General features: G+C 48.7%; 17 protein-coding genes. 9 read left to right on the top strand and 8 right to left on the bottom strand.

Going from position 1 to position 16059, the window contains the following annotated elements; all coding sequences use genetic code 11:
* The first annotated feature begins 2 nt into the window (after window positions 1-2).
* Entirely contained in the window at window positions 3-1340 is a 1338-nt protein-coding gene (locus J2I48_RS08185; RefSeq protein WP_207334931.1) for a dihydroorotase, read from the top strand.
* A gap of 5 nt (window positions 1341-1345) precedes the next feature.
* Here the strand turns inward: J2I48_RS08185 and J2I48_RS08180 are convergent, their stop codons facing one another.
* The 8 genes from J2I48_RS08180 to hisH form a co-directional block, all read right to left on the bottom strand.
* A complete protein-coding gene (locus tag J2I48_RS08180; RefSeq protein WP_310587260.1) occupies window positions 1346-2053 on the bottom strand; it encodes a VIT1/CCC1 transporter family protein in 708 nt (235 codons plus the stop codon).
* An 11-nt stretch (window positions 2054-2064) separates the two neighbouring features.
* Entirely contained in the window at window positions 2065-2400 is a 336-nt protein-coding gene (locus tag J2I48_RS08175) for a phage holin family protein (RefSeq protein ID WP_207334930.1), read from the bottom strand.
* Window positions 2401-2499: 99 nt separating this feature from the next.
* Window positions 2500-3102 carry a bifunctional phosphoribosyl-AMP cyclohydrolase/phosphoribosyl-ATP diphosphatase HisIE gene (gene hisIE, locus J2I48_RS08170; protein WP_207334929.1) on the bottom strand — a complete coding sequence of 201 codons (603 nt, stop codon included), beginning with the start codon at window positions 3100-3102 and terminating at the stop codon, window positions 2500-2502.
* Window positions 3103-3252: 150 nt separating this feature from the next.
* The gene (hisF, locus tag J2I48_RS08165) at window positions 3253-4014 is read right to left on the bottom strand and encodes an imidazole glycerol phosphate synthase subunit HisF (protein WP_207334928.1); all 762 of its coding nucleotides are present in this window, start codon (window positions 4012-4014) and stop codon (window positions 3253-3255) included.
* Between the two features lies 1 nt (window position 4015).
* Window positions 4016-4462: a GNAT family N-acetyltransferase gene (locus tag J2I48_RS08160; RefSeq protein ID WP_229375956.1), complete on the bottom strand. Its 447-nt coding sequence runs from the start codon at window positions 4460-4462 to the stop codon at window positions 4016-4018.
* On the bottom strand, window positions 4452-5174 hold the full coding sequence (gene hisA / locus J2I48_RS08155; protein WP_207334927.1) for a 1-(5-phosphoribosyl)-5-[(5-phosphoribosylamino)methylideneamino]imidazole-4-carboxamide isomerase: 723 nt from the start codon (window positions 5172-5174) through the stop codon (window positions 4452-4454). The genes J2I48_RS08160 and hisA overlap by 11 nt, the downstream gene beginning before the upstream one ends.
* The gene (locus J2I48_RS08150) at window positions 5174-5626 is read right to left on the bottom strand and encodes a four helix bundle protein (protein ID WP_207334926.1); all 453 of its coding nucleotides are present in this window, start codon (window positions 5624-5626) and stop codon (window positions 5174-5176) included. The genes hisA and J2I48_RS08150 overlap by 1 nt, the downstream gene beginning before the upstream one ends.
* Window positions 5627-5694: 68 nt before the next feature.
* Window positions 5695-6276, bottom strand: a complete 582-nt coding sequence (gene hisH, locus J2I48_RS08145) for an imidazole glycerol phosphate synthase subunit HisH (protein WP_207334925.1) — start codon at window positions 6274-6276, stop codon at window positions 5695-5697.
* Between the two features lie 243 nt (window positions 6277-6519).
* Here hisH and J2I48_RS08140 point away from each other — a divergent pair, with 243 nt between their 5' ends.
* The 8 genes from J2I48_RS08140 (at window position 6520) to J2I48_RS08105 (ending at window position 16043) form a co-directional block, all read left to right on the top strand.
* Complete coding sequence (locus J2I48_RS08140) at window positions 6520-7494, top strand: GDP-mannose 4,6-dehydratase (protein WP_207334924.1); 975 nt, start codon at window positions 6520-6522, stop codon at window positions 7492-7494.
* Between the two features lie 71 nt (window positions 7495-7565).
* Window positions 7566-9956: an SLBB domain-containing protein gene (locus J2I48_RS08135; RefSeq protein WP_207334923.1), complete on the top strand. Its 2391-nt coding sequence runs from the start codon at window positions 7566-7568 to the stop codon at window positions 9954-9956.
* A gap of 5 nt (window positions 9957-9961) precedes the next feature.
* Window positions 9962-11035: a GNVR domain-containing protein gene (locus J2I48_RS08130; RefSeq protein ID WP_207334922.1), complete on the top strand. Its 1074-nt coding sequence runs from the start codon at window positions 9962-9964 to the stop codon at window positions 11033-11035.
* 28 nt (window positions 11036-11063) lie between these two features.
* Window positions 11064-12398 (top strand): flippase, encoded by a 1335-nt coding sequence (locus J2I48_RS08125; RefSeq protein WP_207334921.1) that lies wholly within the window; start codon window positions 11064-11066, stop codon window positions 12396-12398.
* A 32-nt stretch (window positions 12399-12430) separates the two neighbouring features.
* A complete protein-coding gene (locus J2I48_RS08120) occupies window positions 12431-13162 on the top strand; it encodes an FkbM family methyltransferase (RefSeq protein WP_207334920.1) in 732 nt (243 codons plus the stop codon).
* Between the two features lie 10 nt (window positions 13163-13172).
* Complete coding sequence (locus tag J2I48_RS08115; RefSeq protein WP_207334919.1) at window positions 13173-14105, top strand: nucleotide-diphospho-sugar transferase; 933 nt, start codon at window positions 13173-13175, stop codon at window positions 14103-14105.
* A 40-nt stretch (window positions 14106-14145) separates the two neighbouring features.
* Complete coding sequence (locus tag J2I48_RS08110; protein WP_207334918.1) at window positions 14146-14922, top strand: class I SAM-dependent methyltransferase; 777 nt, start codon at window positions 14146-14148, stop codon at window positions 14920-14922.
* Window positions 14923-14945: 23 nt separating this feature from the next.
* Window positions 14946-16043 (top strand): glycosyltransferase family 4 protein, encoded by a 1098-nt coding sequence (locus J2I48_RS08105; protein WP_207334917.1) that lies wholly within the window; start codon window positions 14946-14948, stop codon window positions 16041-16043.
* Window positions 16044-16059: the final 16 nt, after the last annotated feature.

Raw genomic sequence — 16059 nt, 5'->3', positions numbered from 1 at the left:
ATATGCCCAATTACATCATCCGTAACGCCCGCCTTATCAACGAAGGCCGAATCATAGAAGCTGACCTGCGCACCGAAGATGGGTTCATTGCCGAAATCGGTCAGGCCGTGTCGGCGCGGGCGGGCGACGTGGTGATTGATGCGCAGGGGCAATATTTGATGCCGGGCGTAATTGACGATCAGGTGCATTTTCGGGAGCCGGGCCTGACACACAAAGCGACCATCGGCAGCGAGTCGCGGGCGGGCGTGGCGGGGGGCGTGACCACGTTTATGGAAATGCCTAACACCGTGCCCAACGCTCTGACGCAGCAGCTGTTGCAGGATAAATATGACATTGCCGAACGGACTGCTTTTGCCAACTACTCGTTTTTCATGGGTGCGTCAAACGACAACCTAGACGAGGTGCTACAGACTGATCCAGCTACGGTTTGCGGCGTGAAGGTGTTTATGGGGTCTTCAACGGGCAATATGCTGGTGGACAACGAGCAGACGCTGGATGCCCTGTTTCGGGAGTGCCCCATGCTGATTGCCACCCACTGCGAAGACGAGGCCACCGTGCGGGAAAACACCCAACGATTCCGGGCCGAGTACGGCGACAACCCGCCCGCCCGCATTCACCCCCTCGTGCGCGACGAACTGGCCTGCTACAGGTCGTCGAGCATGGCGGTGGAACTGGCCAAACGGCACAACACCCGGCTGCACATTCTGCACCTGACCACCGCCGATGAGCTTTCGTTGTTTCGTAATGACGTACCCCTAAGCCAGAAACGCATCACAGCAGAAGTATGCGTGCATCACCTCTGGTTTTCGGCAGATGATTACGAAACGCTTGGTAATCAGATCAAATGCAACCCCGCCATTAAGGCCCCGCACCACCGCACCGCGCTTTGGGAAGCCTTGCTGGACGACCGCCTCGATATCATCGCCACCGACCACGCGCCGCACACCTGGGACGAAAAACAGCAACCCTACTGGCCCGCTCCGTCGGGCTTGCCGCTGGTGCAGCACCCGTTGTTGCTGATGCTGGAAGCTGCCAAACAGGGTAAGATTTCGCCCGAAAAAGTGGTGCAGAAAATGGCCCACGCCCCCGCCGACTGTTTCCAGATTGACCGTAGAGGCTACCTCCGCGAGGGCTATTGGGCTGATTTAGTGCTTGTTGACCTTAATCAGTCTACCGCCGTTTCGCCCGAATCGATCCTCTACAAATGTGGCTGGTCACCGCTGACGGGCCAAATCTTCGGGCACAAGATCACGCACACGTTTGTGTCAGGCGAATTGGTCTATGCCAACGGCACTTTCCAGGCCGAACGGGCCGGGCAGCGGCTGGTCTTTGCGCGATAACCCTTTCACCCACCTACCAAGCGTGCAATGCCAAAGGCGGCAGCGGCGGCGAGAGCACCGATGAGCATGACTTTAATAGCCCCACCAATAGGCGGCTGGCCTGTCACTTTGCTTTTGAAATAGCCAAAAACAAATAGGCAAACGAGGGTGATCCCCGCCGAATAAAGTAGCCCCTCTTGCGGACTTTTGATCAAAAAATAGGGTGTAAGGGGAATCAGGCCACCCACCACATACGACAGGCCAATGGTGAAAGCGCTCTTGGTAGCACGGTTGGGGTCGGGTTCGTCGAGGCCGAGTTCGTACTTCATCATGAAGTCTACCCACTTCACTTTGTCTTTGGCCAGCTCGTCGGCAATGGTAATTTGGAGGGCGGGGCTGAGGCCCATTTCGGCGAAAACCTCACGAACTTCTTCCTTCTCTTTTTCGGGAACGGCCTCAACCTCAGCCACTTCGCGACGACGTTCAGAACTGTAATGATCTGCCTCCGTGCGGCCTGCCAGGTAGCCCCCCAGGCCCATAGCAATTGACCCCGCCACGATTTCGGCAATGCCCGCCGTGACCACCAATGATGAACTCGCCACGGCCCCGCTAAGGCCTGCCGCCAGTGCAAATGGCACGGTTAGCCCGTCAGACATGCCAATGACAATGTCGGAGATCACGTCGGAACTGCGGAGGTGTTCTTCGTGATGAACGTACCCGATGTCTGCTGCCACGAGCGGGTTTGTTAATTAACGACGGCGTCGATGAGCCAGGTTACTACAGATACTACGATACTAAACAGCAGGGCGGCAATGAACCCACTCACCCGGAAACCATCGACGAAGGCGGCGGTCAGGTACACCATCAATACGTTAAGTACAATGAGGAAAAGGCCCAGGGTCAGAATCGTGATCGGGATAGTCAGGATGGTGAGAATGGGTTTCACAAATGCGTTGAGCAGGCCCAGTACAATGGCCACAATAATGGCCGTGCCGAAACTGGCAACGCCTACGCCCGGCACAAATTTGCTGGCCGCAAAAACGGCTACGGCACTAATAAGGATACGGATAATGATGCCCATAAGTCAGGTCAACCGGTGCGCCGGTGCGGTTTAAGATTCAACGTTACACATGACCGAAGTCAATACCAAGACATCAAACCCCAAAGGAGGAACCCTTGTTTAGCTGGCGTGGCGTTGTTGTAGCACACCAATGATCTCGTCGAGGCTTATGTTCTTCTCTTCCAGCAGCACCAGGTAGTGAAAAAGCAAGTCGGCAGCTTCACCCCGAAACAGGTCGTCGTTGTTGTCTTTAGCTTCAATAACAAGCTCCACGGCCTCTTCGCCTACTTTCTGCGCAATCTTGTTCACGCCCTTTTTAAACAGTGACGCCGTGTAGGATTGGTCCGACGGGTTCACCTTCCGGTCATGGATAATGCCCTGCAAATAATTGAGGAACCGGCCTCTGCCCTGATTCACTTCGTTAAAACACGTATCGGCCCCGGTATGGCAGGTTGGCCCGTCGGGACTGGCTTTTATGAGCAGCGTGTCGCCGTCGCAGTCAACCAGTAACTCCTTCACATGTAGGAAGTTATTCGACGTTTCACCTTTGGTCCAGAGGCGCTGTTTACTACGGCTAAAGAAGGTCACGATGCCCTCTACCTGCGTTTTTTCGTAGGCTTCGGCGTTCATGTAGCCCAGCATTAGCACGTTGCCCGTTTGGTAGTCCTGCACCACGGCAGGCACCAGCCCATCCGGCGATTTTGTAAAGTCTATTGTGGTCATTGGTCATTGGTCGTTTCGTTGCGCTGTAATTCGGTAGTCAGTCAATGGCCATTCGATTGTCATTCAGTGTATTTACAACTAATGACCACTGAATGACAATCGAATGACCATTGACTGACTACCGGATGACAGCGCAAGGAAATGACTAGTTCAGTTTGTCAATCGCATCGGGATACCCTCGCCAGCTAGGTACTGTTTCAAGTCGGGAATACCAATTTCTTTAAAGTGAAAAATGCTGGCAGCCAGTCCGGCATCGGCTTTTCCAGTAGTGAACACCTCCGTGAAATGGGCCATTGTGCCCGCCCCACCTGAGGCAATCACAGGAATATTAGCCGCCGATGACACTGCCGCCGTCAGTTCCAGGGCGAAGCCCGCCTTGGTCCCATCGGTATCCATCGAGGTGAGCAAAATCTCGCCCGCCCCGCGTTCTTCTACTTCTTTCGCCCAGGCCAGCGTCCGCAGTTCGGTTGCTTTCCGCCCGCCGTGGGTGTGTACAATGTGTTCGCCGCTCACATACCGCGTATCGATAGCCACAATGATACACTGTGAACCAAATTCGAGCGCTAACTCATTGATTAAGCCTGGGTTACGCACCGCCGACGAGTTGATCGACACCTTATCAGCCCCCGCATTCAGCAAGGCAGATACGTCGGCAACAGATGAAATACCGCCACCCACCGTAAATGGAATATTGACCGCGTGAGCTACCCGGCGCACCAGTTCAATCAGCGTCTTGCGCTCATCGACGGTGGCCGTGATGTCTAGGAAAACCAGTTCATCGGCACCCTCAGCGGCGTAGATGGCGCCCAGTTCAACGGGGTCACCGGCATCGCGGAGGTTTACAAAATTGGTCCCCTTCACCGTGCGCCCATCTTTAATATCGAGGCAGGGGATAATACGTTTCGTTAGCATTTTAATAAGCCTCGAAAGGCTTGATAAACATAGTATTCTGCGGATTTTCGGTCGTGGGCTTGAAGCCAAACTGTTCGTAAAGCCCATGCGCGTCGTAGGTGATGAGCATCCACCGGCGTAGGCCCTGCAATGACGGATAGGCCATGATGTAAGCAATCAACTGTTTGGACAACCCCTTCCCCCGATGTTCGGGCAACACAAACACGTCGGCTAGGTAAGCGAAGGTGGCATAGTCGGTGATGACGCGGGCAAACCCCACCTGCTGATTGTCCAGATAAATACCGAAGCACAGCGACCCTTCAATGGAACGCTGCACCGTATCCAAAGGGATATTTTTGCTCCAGTAAGCCTCCTTGCTTAAAAACCGGTGAACCATCGCTACATCAAGCCGGGCCTTATCGGTACTTATCTCGACGTTTTCCATTGTACACCCTTGCTCATTGTTCATTGATAACGGCTAACTGTTTCAATGTGACCCGGCCTTCATAGATTGCTTTGCCCACAATGGCCCCAAAAAGACCCATATCGGCTAGGGTTTCCAGATCGCCCACGTTGCTTACGCCCCCGCTGGCAATTATGTTTAGGTTAGGCGACCGGTCTTGCAGGTTACGATATAGGTCGAACGAGGGGCCTTGCAGCAGCCCATCTTTTGCCACGTCGGTGCTGATGACATGAGTTATTCCCTTGTCCACCCAGTTATCCACAAAATCGTAGACCCAGATGTGGGTATCTTCTTCCCAACCGCTCACGGCTACTTTTTCGTTCTTGGCGTCGGCACCCAAAATCATAGCCTCGGCTCCGTAATGGCTCAGCCACCGCTCGAATACCTCTGGCTGCTTCACGGCAATGCTGCCACCCGTGATTTGCTTAGCCCCGCACTCGAACACAATTCGCAGGTCGTTGTCAGACTGTACGCCCCCGCCAAAATCGACGTGGAGGCTGGTTTTAGACGTAATTAGTTCGAGCACCTTATAATTGATCACGCGCTTGGCCTTCGCCCCATCAAGGTCAACCAGGTGCAGGCGCGTCAGTCCGGCGTCTTCAAACTGCTGGGCCACCTCCAGCGGACGAGCATTGTATTCTTTTTTCTGGGCATAATCGCCTTGGGTCAGCCGAACAGCCTTTCCGTCGATGAGGTCAATAGCGGGGATGATGTGCATTAGAGAGGCAAGATGTGAGAGGCAAGAGACAAGATCAGGCTACGTCTTAACAGACTTTTCAGAAGTGGGATGGGAAGAAAGAAGGAGCCGAGAAATGTTGCCGATAACTTTCGCTGGAAGCCGTAGACAACACGCTGTACTTCCTGAATCTGTAAAGACAGGGTTTCCAAGTCAGTTGACGATATTAGATTGAGGTCAGCAGACAAGATTAACTGGGTTTCTAATTCGTAAGCGGATGATAAACTCATCGATAGAAACTGATGAAAATCTTTATCTGTCCGGCCTGATCCCTCCGCAATGTTAGACGGTATGGATATAGCCGCCCGCCGCATTTGAGAACAGATTCCGTAACGCTCATCAGATGGGAACGTAGCTGTTAATTCATAGACCGCTTTTACCAGAGACCGACTTAACTGCCAGGCTTTCAAATTTTTGAAGTTATGATTTTGCATTGGTTAAAAACGGTTAAGTACGCCGCAAGCTACAGTACATCTTGTTTCTTGCTTCTCACTTCTCGTTTCTACAATGTCAGGAAGTTTTCCAGTATCAGCTGCCCCACGTTACCGCTGATTTCGGCGTGGAACTGGGCGGCGTAGAAGTTGTCTTTCTGGAGCATCGCGCTGAATGGACGACCATAGTCGCAGACGGCGGTGGTGTCGGGGCACACGTCGGCGGCGTAGCTGTGTACGAAATAAACGTAGGCCTCGGGCGGAATGCCTTCGGTTAGGGGGCCGCGCAAACTGTGCAGGCTGTTCCAGCCTGTGTGGGGCACTTTTCCCGCCGCCGCCGGAAACCGCCGCACGTCGATATCGAAGATGCCCATGCAAGTTGTGTCGTTTTCTTCCGAGTGGCGGCACATAAGCTGCATGCCCACACAAGTACCCAATACAGGCTGTTTCAGGCTGGGAATCAGCTTGTCCAGTCCGCGTTCGCGCAAGTAGGCCATGGCGGTGCTCGCCTCACCCACGCCGGGGAAAATCACCTTGTCGGCAGACCGGATAGTGGTCTCGTCGTCAGTGAGCGTATAGCTGGCCCCGATTCGTTCCAGCGCGTACATCACCGACTGCACGTTTCCAGCGTTGTACTTTATAATGACTGTCATATGTATGATAGAGCAACAAAAAGCCCGGCTCCTGAACAGAACCGGGCTAGATAATGTGGTACAATCACAAAGCCAACTCGTCGTTCTGCGTTAAGCAACGAAGGTTACGTGGACGTAATGGCTGGCTGAGCGAATAAGCATAGGCCAAAATTACGGTACCCCGCCCGAAACTCCAACCACAAACCAGACGTGGCAAGGTCCTTGCAAGCCATTATCTTTACTGTATCAATAGACCAAGAACTTATGAAAACAGCCTTGATTTGTGGCGTTTCAGGACAGGATGGTGCCTATCTGGCTAAACTTCTTCTCGAAAAAGGCTATACCGTATATGGTGGTTCACGCGATGCACAGATGTCGTCGTTTCGGAACCTCGAGCGCCTGGGCATCAGGCAGTCGGTAAACTTGCTATCCATAAATATCCACGATTTCCGGTCGGTGCTGCAAACATTGTTGAAAGTAAAACCAGATGAAGTCTATAACCTGGCCGGCCAAAGTTCAGTAAGCTTATCGTTCGACCAGCCCGTGGAAACACTGGAAAGTATCAGCGTGGGCACCCTTAACCTGCTCGAATCCATCCGGTTTAGTGAACAGCCCATCCGATTCTATAATGCGGGTTCCAGCGAATGCTTTGGCGACACCGGCAGCCTGGCTGCCGACGAGCAGACGCCCTTTCGGCCACGCAGCCCCTACGGTGTGGCCAAAGCCGCCGCCTTCTGGCAGGTAGCCAACTACCGCGAAGCCTACTCACTCCACGCCTCAACGGGCATTCTGTTTAACCATGAGTCACCCCTTCGGCCCGAACGGTTTGTGACGCAGAAGATCGTCGCCACCGCCTGCCGCATTGCCGGGGGCAGCGGCGAAACTCTCAAATTGGGCAACATCGACATTGCCCGCGACTGGGGCTGGGCACCCGACTATGTAGATGCCATGTGGCGGATGTTGCAACAAGATCAGGCCGACGACTACGTAATTGCTACCGGCCATACCCATACCCTGCGTGATTTTATCCAAGCCGTTTTTGCGCAGCTTGACCTCAACTGGAAAGACCACGTCAGCACCGACACGCAATTCTACCGCCCCACCGACATTGCCGAAGGCCACGCCTACCCCATTAAAGCCCGTCGGCAATTGGGTTGGTCGGCCAGTCACCAGATGGACGACGTGGCCCGGCTCATGGTCGACGCCATTCGGGTACGGCAGCAACCCCAGCCGGCTTAGCCAATGGGGCAATTTTTTGGGTAAAGGGTCGTAGCTTTGCGGCCTTATTGGTGGCTTCCTGGCCGATTGGTATGTCCGTAACAACCATTTTATTTCGTTTTTTGTCCTGTTTTTCATCCATCCGGATTCACCTGATTGTCAGCGCGTTGCTTATACTAGTGAGCAACCTGCCAGCCTTGGCTCAGTCGCGGGCCGATCAGCTTTCCGATGATCAGGTGGCCGAATTTTATCGTCGCGCCCAAGCTAGCGGACTTAACGAAGCCCAGATTGAAAACGCCGCCATGTCGCAGGGGTACACGCTTGATGACATTACCAAAATGCGGCGGCGCATTACCCAGATCAGGGCACAGGGCGGGCGAAACAACCAACGAAGCAGTGCCACTGATACCAGCGTAGTGCGCACCTCGCCAGGGGGCCTTTCGCGCCGGGCCGATACCCTCGGCCTTCCCCGGACAGATTCATCGGGCATACGCCGGAGCCGGGTGTTTGGGGCCTCGCTATTTCAAAACGCCGGTTTGTCGTTTGAACCTGATATTCGTATTGCCACCCCCCGCAACTATATCGTTGGCCCCGACGATGAGATTCTGCTGGACATTTACGGTGCTTCGTCTGAAAATTTCAAGCTGCGCGTTACCCCCGAAGGCACCGTGAAGATTCCTAACCTGGCACCCGTTCAGGTCAGCGGCCTCACTGTCGAACAGGCCGAGCAGCGTATCATTGCCCGGTTGAAGCAAGGTGGGTTTAAAGACCTCGGTACAGCGGGCAGCGGCACCTACGCCTCGGCGTCGATAGGCAAAATTCGCAGCATCCGGGTCACGCTGGTGGGTGAGGTAGTCCGGCCCGGCACCTATACGGTCTCTTCGCTGGGGTCAGCCTTCAACGCGCTGTATCAGGCGGGTGGCCCAAACCCCGAGACGGGTTCGTTCCGACGTATTCAGGTGATCCGGGGCAACCGCGTAGTGCGCACCATTGATCTATACGACTTTTTGCTCCGCGCCGATCAGCGCGACAATATCCGGTTGCAGGACCAGGACGTCATCCGGGTGGCCGAATACCAAACCCGCGTAGACATGCAGGGTGAAGTACGCCGCCCTTACCTCTTTGAGCTGCTGCCCGGCGAAACCTTTCAGACACTACTGAATTTTGCGGGCGGTTTCACCGACGAAGCTTACACTGCCTCGGTATCGGTGCGGCGCAATACCGCTAAGGAACGGCAGGTGATCAACCTCACCCCCGACGAATTTGCCAAGTTTCTGCCCCAACGTGGCGACCGGTTTACCATTGGCCGCATCCTGAACCGCTACGAAAACCGCGTCCAGATTGTTGGTGCGGTCATGCGCCCCGGCGACTACGCCCTTGAACCCGGCCTGACCACCGTAGGTGAGTTGATTCGGCGGGCCGACGGCCTTCAAAAAGATGCATTCACCAACCGAGCCACCATTTTCCGCGAACGTGACAATAGCGAAACCGAGGTCATTCCGTTTGATTTGAAAAGCCTGCTGGGTGGACAAACCCCCGACATTTCGTTGCATCGGCAGGATAGCGTGGTGGTGCAGTCGATCCGCAATCTGCGCGAAGCGTATTTCGTCACCATCGAAGGTGCCGTAAACAGGCCCGATACGTTCAGTTTTGCCAGCAACATGACTGTTTCTGACCTCATCACCCTGGCAGGTGGGTTTCAGGAGGGAGCCACCGCCAGCCGCGTTGAAATTGCCCGGCGCTTGCGAGGCGACACCACGTCGGGCAAAACCAATACCGAGATTTACCGCTTCTCGCTCGACCGGTCATTGCAATTGAATGAAGCCGACGCCCGTTTCGTTCTTCAGCCGTTCGACATTGTCTACGTGCGCACCCAGCCTTTTTACGAACCCCAACAGCAAGTTTTTGTAAACGGCGAAGTGATGCACCCCGGCCTTTATGCTATCCTGAGCCGCACCGAACGCATCGCCGATCTAATTCAGCGGGCAGGCGGCCTTAAGCAAGATGCCTATTTGCCGGGCGCACAGTTTATTCGTAATAGCCAGGTGGTGGGCACCAACATTGCAGCCGTAATTGACAATCCAAAAGTTGAAGGCAACCTGCTTCTCCAGAACCGCGATACCCTGCTGATACCCCGCCGGTCTGATCTCGTCGAAGTACGTGGAGGTGTGCTCAACCCGTCAACCGTAAGCTTTGAACAAGGCTTAACGCTTCGCGACTACATAGCTTTGTCAGGAGGTTATACAGAAAATGCCCGGGTTAGTCGTTCTTACGTTATCTATCCTAATGGCCGCAAGGACCGCACAGAGCGATTCCTTTTCTTTCGGCTACACCCCAAAGTTCAACCTGGGTCTGTCATTATTGTACCAATCAAACCGCTGGAGACCAGAGAATTAAGCCCAACGGAACGAATCGGTATGTTCTCGTTGATTGGCACATTGGCGGCTACGTTGACCACCATCATTATTAACCTCAGTCGATAACGCCTATGTCTGTTACAGAGCAGCACCGACCAATTGGGCATGAGGACGACGATGTGGTGTTCACCTTGACACTAGCCGACATTCTTGCCTTCCTGAAACGTAGCCGCCGGGCCATGCTGATTGGGGCATTGATTGGCGGACTGCTGGGAGCGCTTTATGCCTTTAATAAACCCAATGAATACACCTCGCAGGTAACGCTGCTGCCCGAAATTCAGGCTAAAAGTGGCGGAAATATGGGTGGTTTGAGTTCACTGGCTGGCCTGGCGGGTATCGACATCAATAGCCTGGGCGGCAACGCAGATGCCGTCCGGCCTGAGCTGTACCCTACTGTGTTACAGAGCGTTCCCTTTGCGTTGGCTGTGGCCAAACAGCCCGTTTATTCCAAAGAGTTTAAAAAAACGCAATCCTTGGAAGCGTATCTGGAAGCCAAAAACGAGCCGAGTTGGTTCAGCCGCCTCTTGTCAAGTTCAGCCGACTCAACTGCGGGCCTTAGTTTCGGACCCAATACGGGGGCTTTACGCCTGACCAAGCAGCAGGATGAACTTACCAAAACCATTTTGGCCAGAGTGACCGGGGCGTACGACAAAAAATCGGGGGTGCTAACCATCAGCGCGACCATGCCTGATCCGGTTGTGGCGGCAGCAACCACCCAGCAAACCCTCGCCTACCTCACTGACTACGTCACTGGCTATCGCACCGAGAAGGCCCGAATGGAAGTTGATTTTCTGACAAAGCAGGTAGCCGCTGCCAAACAACGTTACCAACAGGCAGAATACGCCCTCTCGGCCTACCGCGACCAAAACCGAAGTGTTTATTTGAACACTGCCAAAATTGAAGAGCAACGAATTCAGGCCGAATTCATTTTAGCGCAGGACCTCTACAATGCTCTGTCGAAACAGTCAGAAATGGCCAAGATCAAAGTACAGCAAGATACTCCCGTCTTCAAGATACTGGAACCCGCCCAGATTCCTTTAAAGAAAAGTGCGCCGAAGCGTACGGTGATTATATTGATTGCTACAATACTAGGCCTCTTCGTCGGCCTGATTGTTGTTGGTCTACGCACGTTTAGAAGCGTATAAATCAGGCCTGTATTAACGGCCTCTCATCGTGAACATTCTCCAAAAGTTATCCTCCAGCCAAATACGACTTAGTTTGCGCAATGCAGGATGGATGTTCTTCGACAAAATTTTCCGTATGGCCACCAGCCTTTTGGTTGGTATCTGGCTGGCCCGCTATTTAGGTCCCGAGCAGTTTGGCATCTTAAATTACGCAATATTATTCCCCACAATTTTTTTATCTATAGCAGGCTTTGGTTTAAATAACATATTGATGATAGAATACACAGCTGCTGCTGGTGACCTATTAAAGCAACGTAAATTAGTCAGCGGAGGGGTCTATATAAAATTCACAATAGGTTGTCTAACTTATTTGATGTCATTTCTAGCTAATTATATTCTAAATTATTCTAATGATGTTTTATTTGTAATTATTAATATTACTGGCTCCGTTTTAATATTTCAAAGTTCTGAGGCTATCGATACCTATTTTCAAGCTAGATCCAGAGCTAAATTATCCGTTATAGTTAAATCGTTAGCACTGTTTACAACTTCTATCTTTAGAATATATGCAATCATAAATAAACTAGATATTATATATTTCGTTATGATTAATTTTATTGAATTACTGATATCTTACATCCTCACGTTGATTGTTGTTCGTACCGCTTTAGAAGCAAATATTTTTGATATTATCAAAGAAATCGATCTCAGAATAATAAAAAAACTGTCAAGCCAATCATGGCCGATTATGTTGTCTGAGTTTTTCGTTTTTATTTACATGAAGATCGATCAATTCATGATTAAGTCGTTGTCTACCGATCATGAGATAGGCTATTATACTGCTGCCTTACGTTTGTCTGAAGTGTGGTATTTCATAGCAATTGCCATTACAGCGTCTTTCTACCCTAATATTGCCAAATATTATGATTCAGATAGAAAGAACTTCTTAGCACTATACCAAAAATTAATTAATATACTGTCGTTCATCAGTATTATAATTTCTATATTTATATCTATGTTTTCTTCTTCTTTAGTATATTTTATCTTTGGTGAGCAATATACTGGTGTAGCACCTATACTCAGTGTTCATATATGGAGTGGAGTTTTCGTATTTACAGGTGTTGGCATAAGTAATCTTATGGTTATCGAAAATTTACAAAAATTTATTTTGGTTAAAACAATTATAGGTGCATTTGTTAATGTTTTGCTTAACATTTGGTTGATTCCACGATTCGGCGCTTTGGGTGCTTCCGTAGCTACTCTCATTGCATATTCTCTATCTGCATACTTTCTCAATTTTTTTTATACAAAGGCCAAGTTTATATTTGCCATGCAGACTCAATCGTTTACAAACTTTCTTACATTGAAGTCATTTAGAGGTTAGCTTCTTATTTGTTTGGCTTAAAGTATTTCAACATGACAACCATCCAGACTCTTTTTAAACAGTTTTCCCTGCTTGATGCCATTAGATTTTCTTTACTAGAGCTTGCCCGCAAGCTATTATGCAATGATTCATACTATGCCTACTCACAAACAGGCGAAGACATAATCATTAATAGTATACTAAAGAATATACCAATAGGTTTCTATATAGAGGTGGGTTGTAATGAAGCAATACAGCACTCGAACACATTCAAATTGTATAGGCGGGGTTGGCGAGGCATCACAGTTGATGCTAGTAAAAAAATGGTTGACATGCATCGCTCACTCCGAAAAAACGACATACAAGTTTGTGCTGCCGTATCTAATGAAATTAAAGAAGTGGTTTTTTACGAGTTTGCCATGGATGAAATTAGTACTATAGATAATGATTTTTATGTTAAAAATGTGCAAAGTCAATCTATCAAAAATAAATCAATGGTTGTAACGCGCACTTTGGATTCAATAGTTTCCGAAACATTACCTCCAGGCTTTTCTATTGACTTACTTTCAATTGATGTAGAGGGTCATGATTACCCAGTGCTTAGTTCGATTGATTTACACAAATACAGGCCTAAACTTATTGTTATTGAAATGCACAATTTTGACCTGTCAAATCCAGAAGTTAACGATATATATAGCCGGCTTGTAGCACACGACTATGTGTTCGCAGGGTACGTCGTTTGGAATGGCTATTTTTTAGCCAAAGAATTTAGCTCTACGTTATAATCAACTTTCTATGACAACCAGTCATATTATCGATACTCCAATCCTTCTGATTTGGTTTAATCGACCTCAGCATTCAAGCCGAGTACTTGAACGGCTTCGTGAGTTGAAGCCGGCCACTCTGTTCGTAGCGATTGATGGCCCTCGCGAAGGCAGAGTCACTGATATAAAACAAGTTTCTGACACGATTTTGCTTCTTGATACTATTGACTGGCCTTGTACTATACAAAAGTTAATCAGAACAGAAAATTTAGGATGTAAATGCGGTGTTAGTTCTGCTATCGACTGGTTTTTCGAGCAAGTTGATATGGGCATCATATTAGAGGATGACTGCTTACCTGATCCTTCTTTCTTCTCTTTTTGCGCCGATCTACTGGAACGCTATCACGATAACGAACAAGTGATGCACATCGGCGGAGCAAATCTGGCCTCTGGCAAATGGTGGAGTCAGGATTCTTATTTGTTCACCAAGGTATGCCACATATGGGGATGGGCCACATGGCAACGAGCCTGGCAGCATTACGATGTAGCAATGGCCACTTATCCTAGTCGCCGTGATAGGTTGATTGACCAGCTTGTAGATAACAAAGCTTCCCGCAAACTATGGAAACAAGTATTCGATGATACTTACGCTGGGCGAGTTGATACTTGGGATTATCAATGGGTATATAGTATTTGGGCCGCAGGCGGACTAAGTATACTGCCCAGTGTCAACCTAATATCTAACATCGGCTTCGATAGTCAAGCTACTCACACTCACTTTGCCACTGAGTTTGCCAACTTACCCACTGGTTCACTGCCTATACTGCACCATCCGAACCACCTTGCTGAGCATAAAGAGGCAACTCAATGGTTATTTGGTCACCTATATCAACCGCTTTCAACTTGGGTTATTTGGCTCGAAAAAGTAAAAAGAAGGGTACCTTTGCTTAAAAAACGGCGATAGTATGGTTTGTAAAGTTTGTGGTGCCAATAGTACTCCCTGCATGGAAGCACAGTTGTTGGGCAAATACAGGGCCGTTTATTACCAATGTAATTCGTGCCAGTTTATCCAAACAGAACAACCTTACTGGCTCAATGAAGCGTATTCCAGCGCTATTGCAGGCCTTGACATTGGATTGATCCAGCGCAATGAAGTGTCTGTCAGTATTGTGCAATCCGTTATTTCTAGGTGGTTTGACCCCAAGGGCCAGTTTGTTGACTTTGGCGGAGGATATGGTATGTTAGTCCGCATGATGCGAGACCGTGGGTTTGACTTTTACCGGTACGACACACACTGCGAGAACTTGTTCTCTCGTACGTTTGAGGCTGTTTTACCTTCTGATGAAGAATCATTCTATACACTCTTAACAGCATTTGAAGTGTTTGAGCATTTGGTGGAACCTATGGAAGATGTATCTCTCATGTTACGTTATAGCCATAATGTGCTTTTCTCTACCGAAGTACAACCCGTAAACTGGGTACCAAAAATCGACACATGGTGGTACATTTTGCCTGAAACTGGACAACATGTATCTCTTTACTCAATTAAGTCGTTACAGATTATAGCAGAAAGATGTGGTTTACATTATGAGAAAGGTCAGAATAACATGCATCTGCTAAGCGAACGCTCTGTAAATAGTCAATGGTTTAATGGACTGACCAATTGGCGGGGTTCACAATTGTATAACCAAGCTACTCGGAATCGTCGGCCATCTCTTATTAACTCTGATTTTGCAAGATTACGTAATCAAAAGAGCGACGCAAATCCATTTGTAAGATAATTCGCTCATCAAGCTTTCCCACAATGAATATATTATATGATCATCAAACATTCTCCTTGCAAACTTACGGTGGTATCTCAAGATACCATGCGGAGTTAATTGGTGGCATAAATAGAACAACTAACGATCACGCGTCCGCATCAGTGTTAATTTCTAACAATGAATATCTAGAAGAAAATGGAGTAAATATTATGTCTTTTTTACCTGATTATCAAGTAAAAGGCAAAGGAAAGTTCATTTACTCAGTGAATCAATACTATTCCATAAAAAGATTAAAACTTAATAGATTTGATGTATTTCATGCGACTTATTACGATAATTATTTTTTACCGTATTTAAAGGGAAAACCTTATGTTGTAACTTTTCACGACATGATTTATGAAAAATTTAGTCATCAATATGCTGATCTTGCCAAAGATTTAAACATAGTCTCTAACAAAAAAAGGCTTGCGGAACAGGCAGCAAAAATTATTGCAGTTTCGCAACATACTAAGAATGATATTGTTGAACTGCTAAATATTGATCCTCATAAAGTAAGCGTTATATACCACGGCAGTTCACTTTCAATAAAAAAGAATGATTTTGTAAACGAACCTTGTAAATACATTCTGTATGTTGGAAACAGGCATATGTATAAGAATTTCATTGGTTTATTAAATTCATTAAATTACTTATTGAAAAAGTATAATATTAAACTATTGTGCGCTGGTGGTGGTTTCTTCACAAAAGAAGAAAAATCACTTATCAATTCTCTGAATATGTACGATAATATTGAACATTGTAATATTAACGACGAAAGTTTACAAACAATATATCAAAGAGCAATTGGCTTCATATTTCCTTCGTTCTACGAGGGCTTTGGTATACCCATCTTAGAAGCTTTCGCATGTGGTTGTCCATGTGTTGTCAGTAATGTGAGTTCATTACCAGAAGTAGCAGGAGATGCAGCTTTGTATATAGATCCAAAGTCACCTGAATCTATCAGAGACGCGGTAGAGCAATTAATAACTAAGCCTGAACTGAGAAGTACATTAATCCAAAGAGGTTACAAACAACTGTCTAAGTTTTCATGGGCACGTGCGGTCAATGAGACACTTATTGTTTACCAATCTATCGCATAACCTAAATAGACCACAC

Origin of the sequence: Fibrella aquatilis (assembly GCF_017353255.1) — a bacterium.
Taxonomy (GTDB): Bacteria; Bacteroidota; Bacteroidia; order Cytophagales; family Spirosomataceae; genus Fibrella; species Fibrella aquatilis.
The sequence above is the reverse complement of the archived record's forward strand: the minus strand, read 5'-3'. Positions and strand labels throughout refer to the sequence as shown.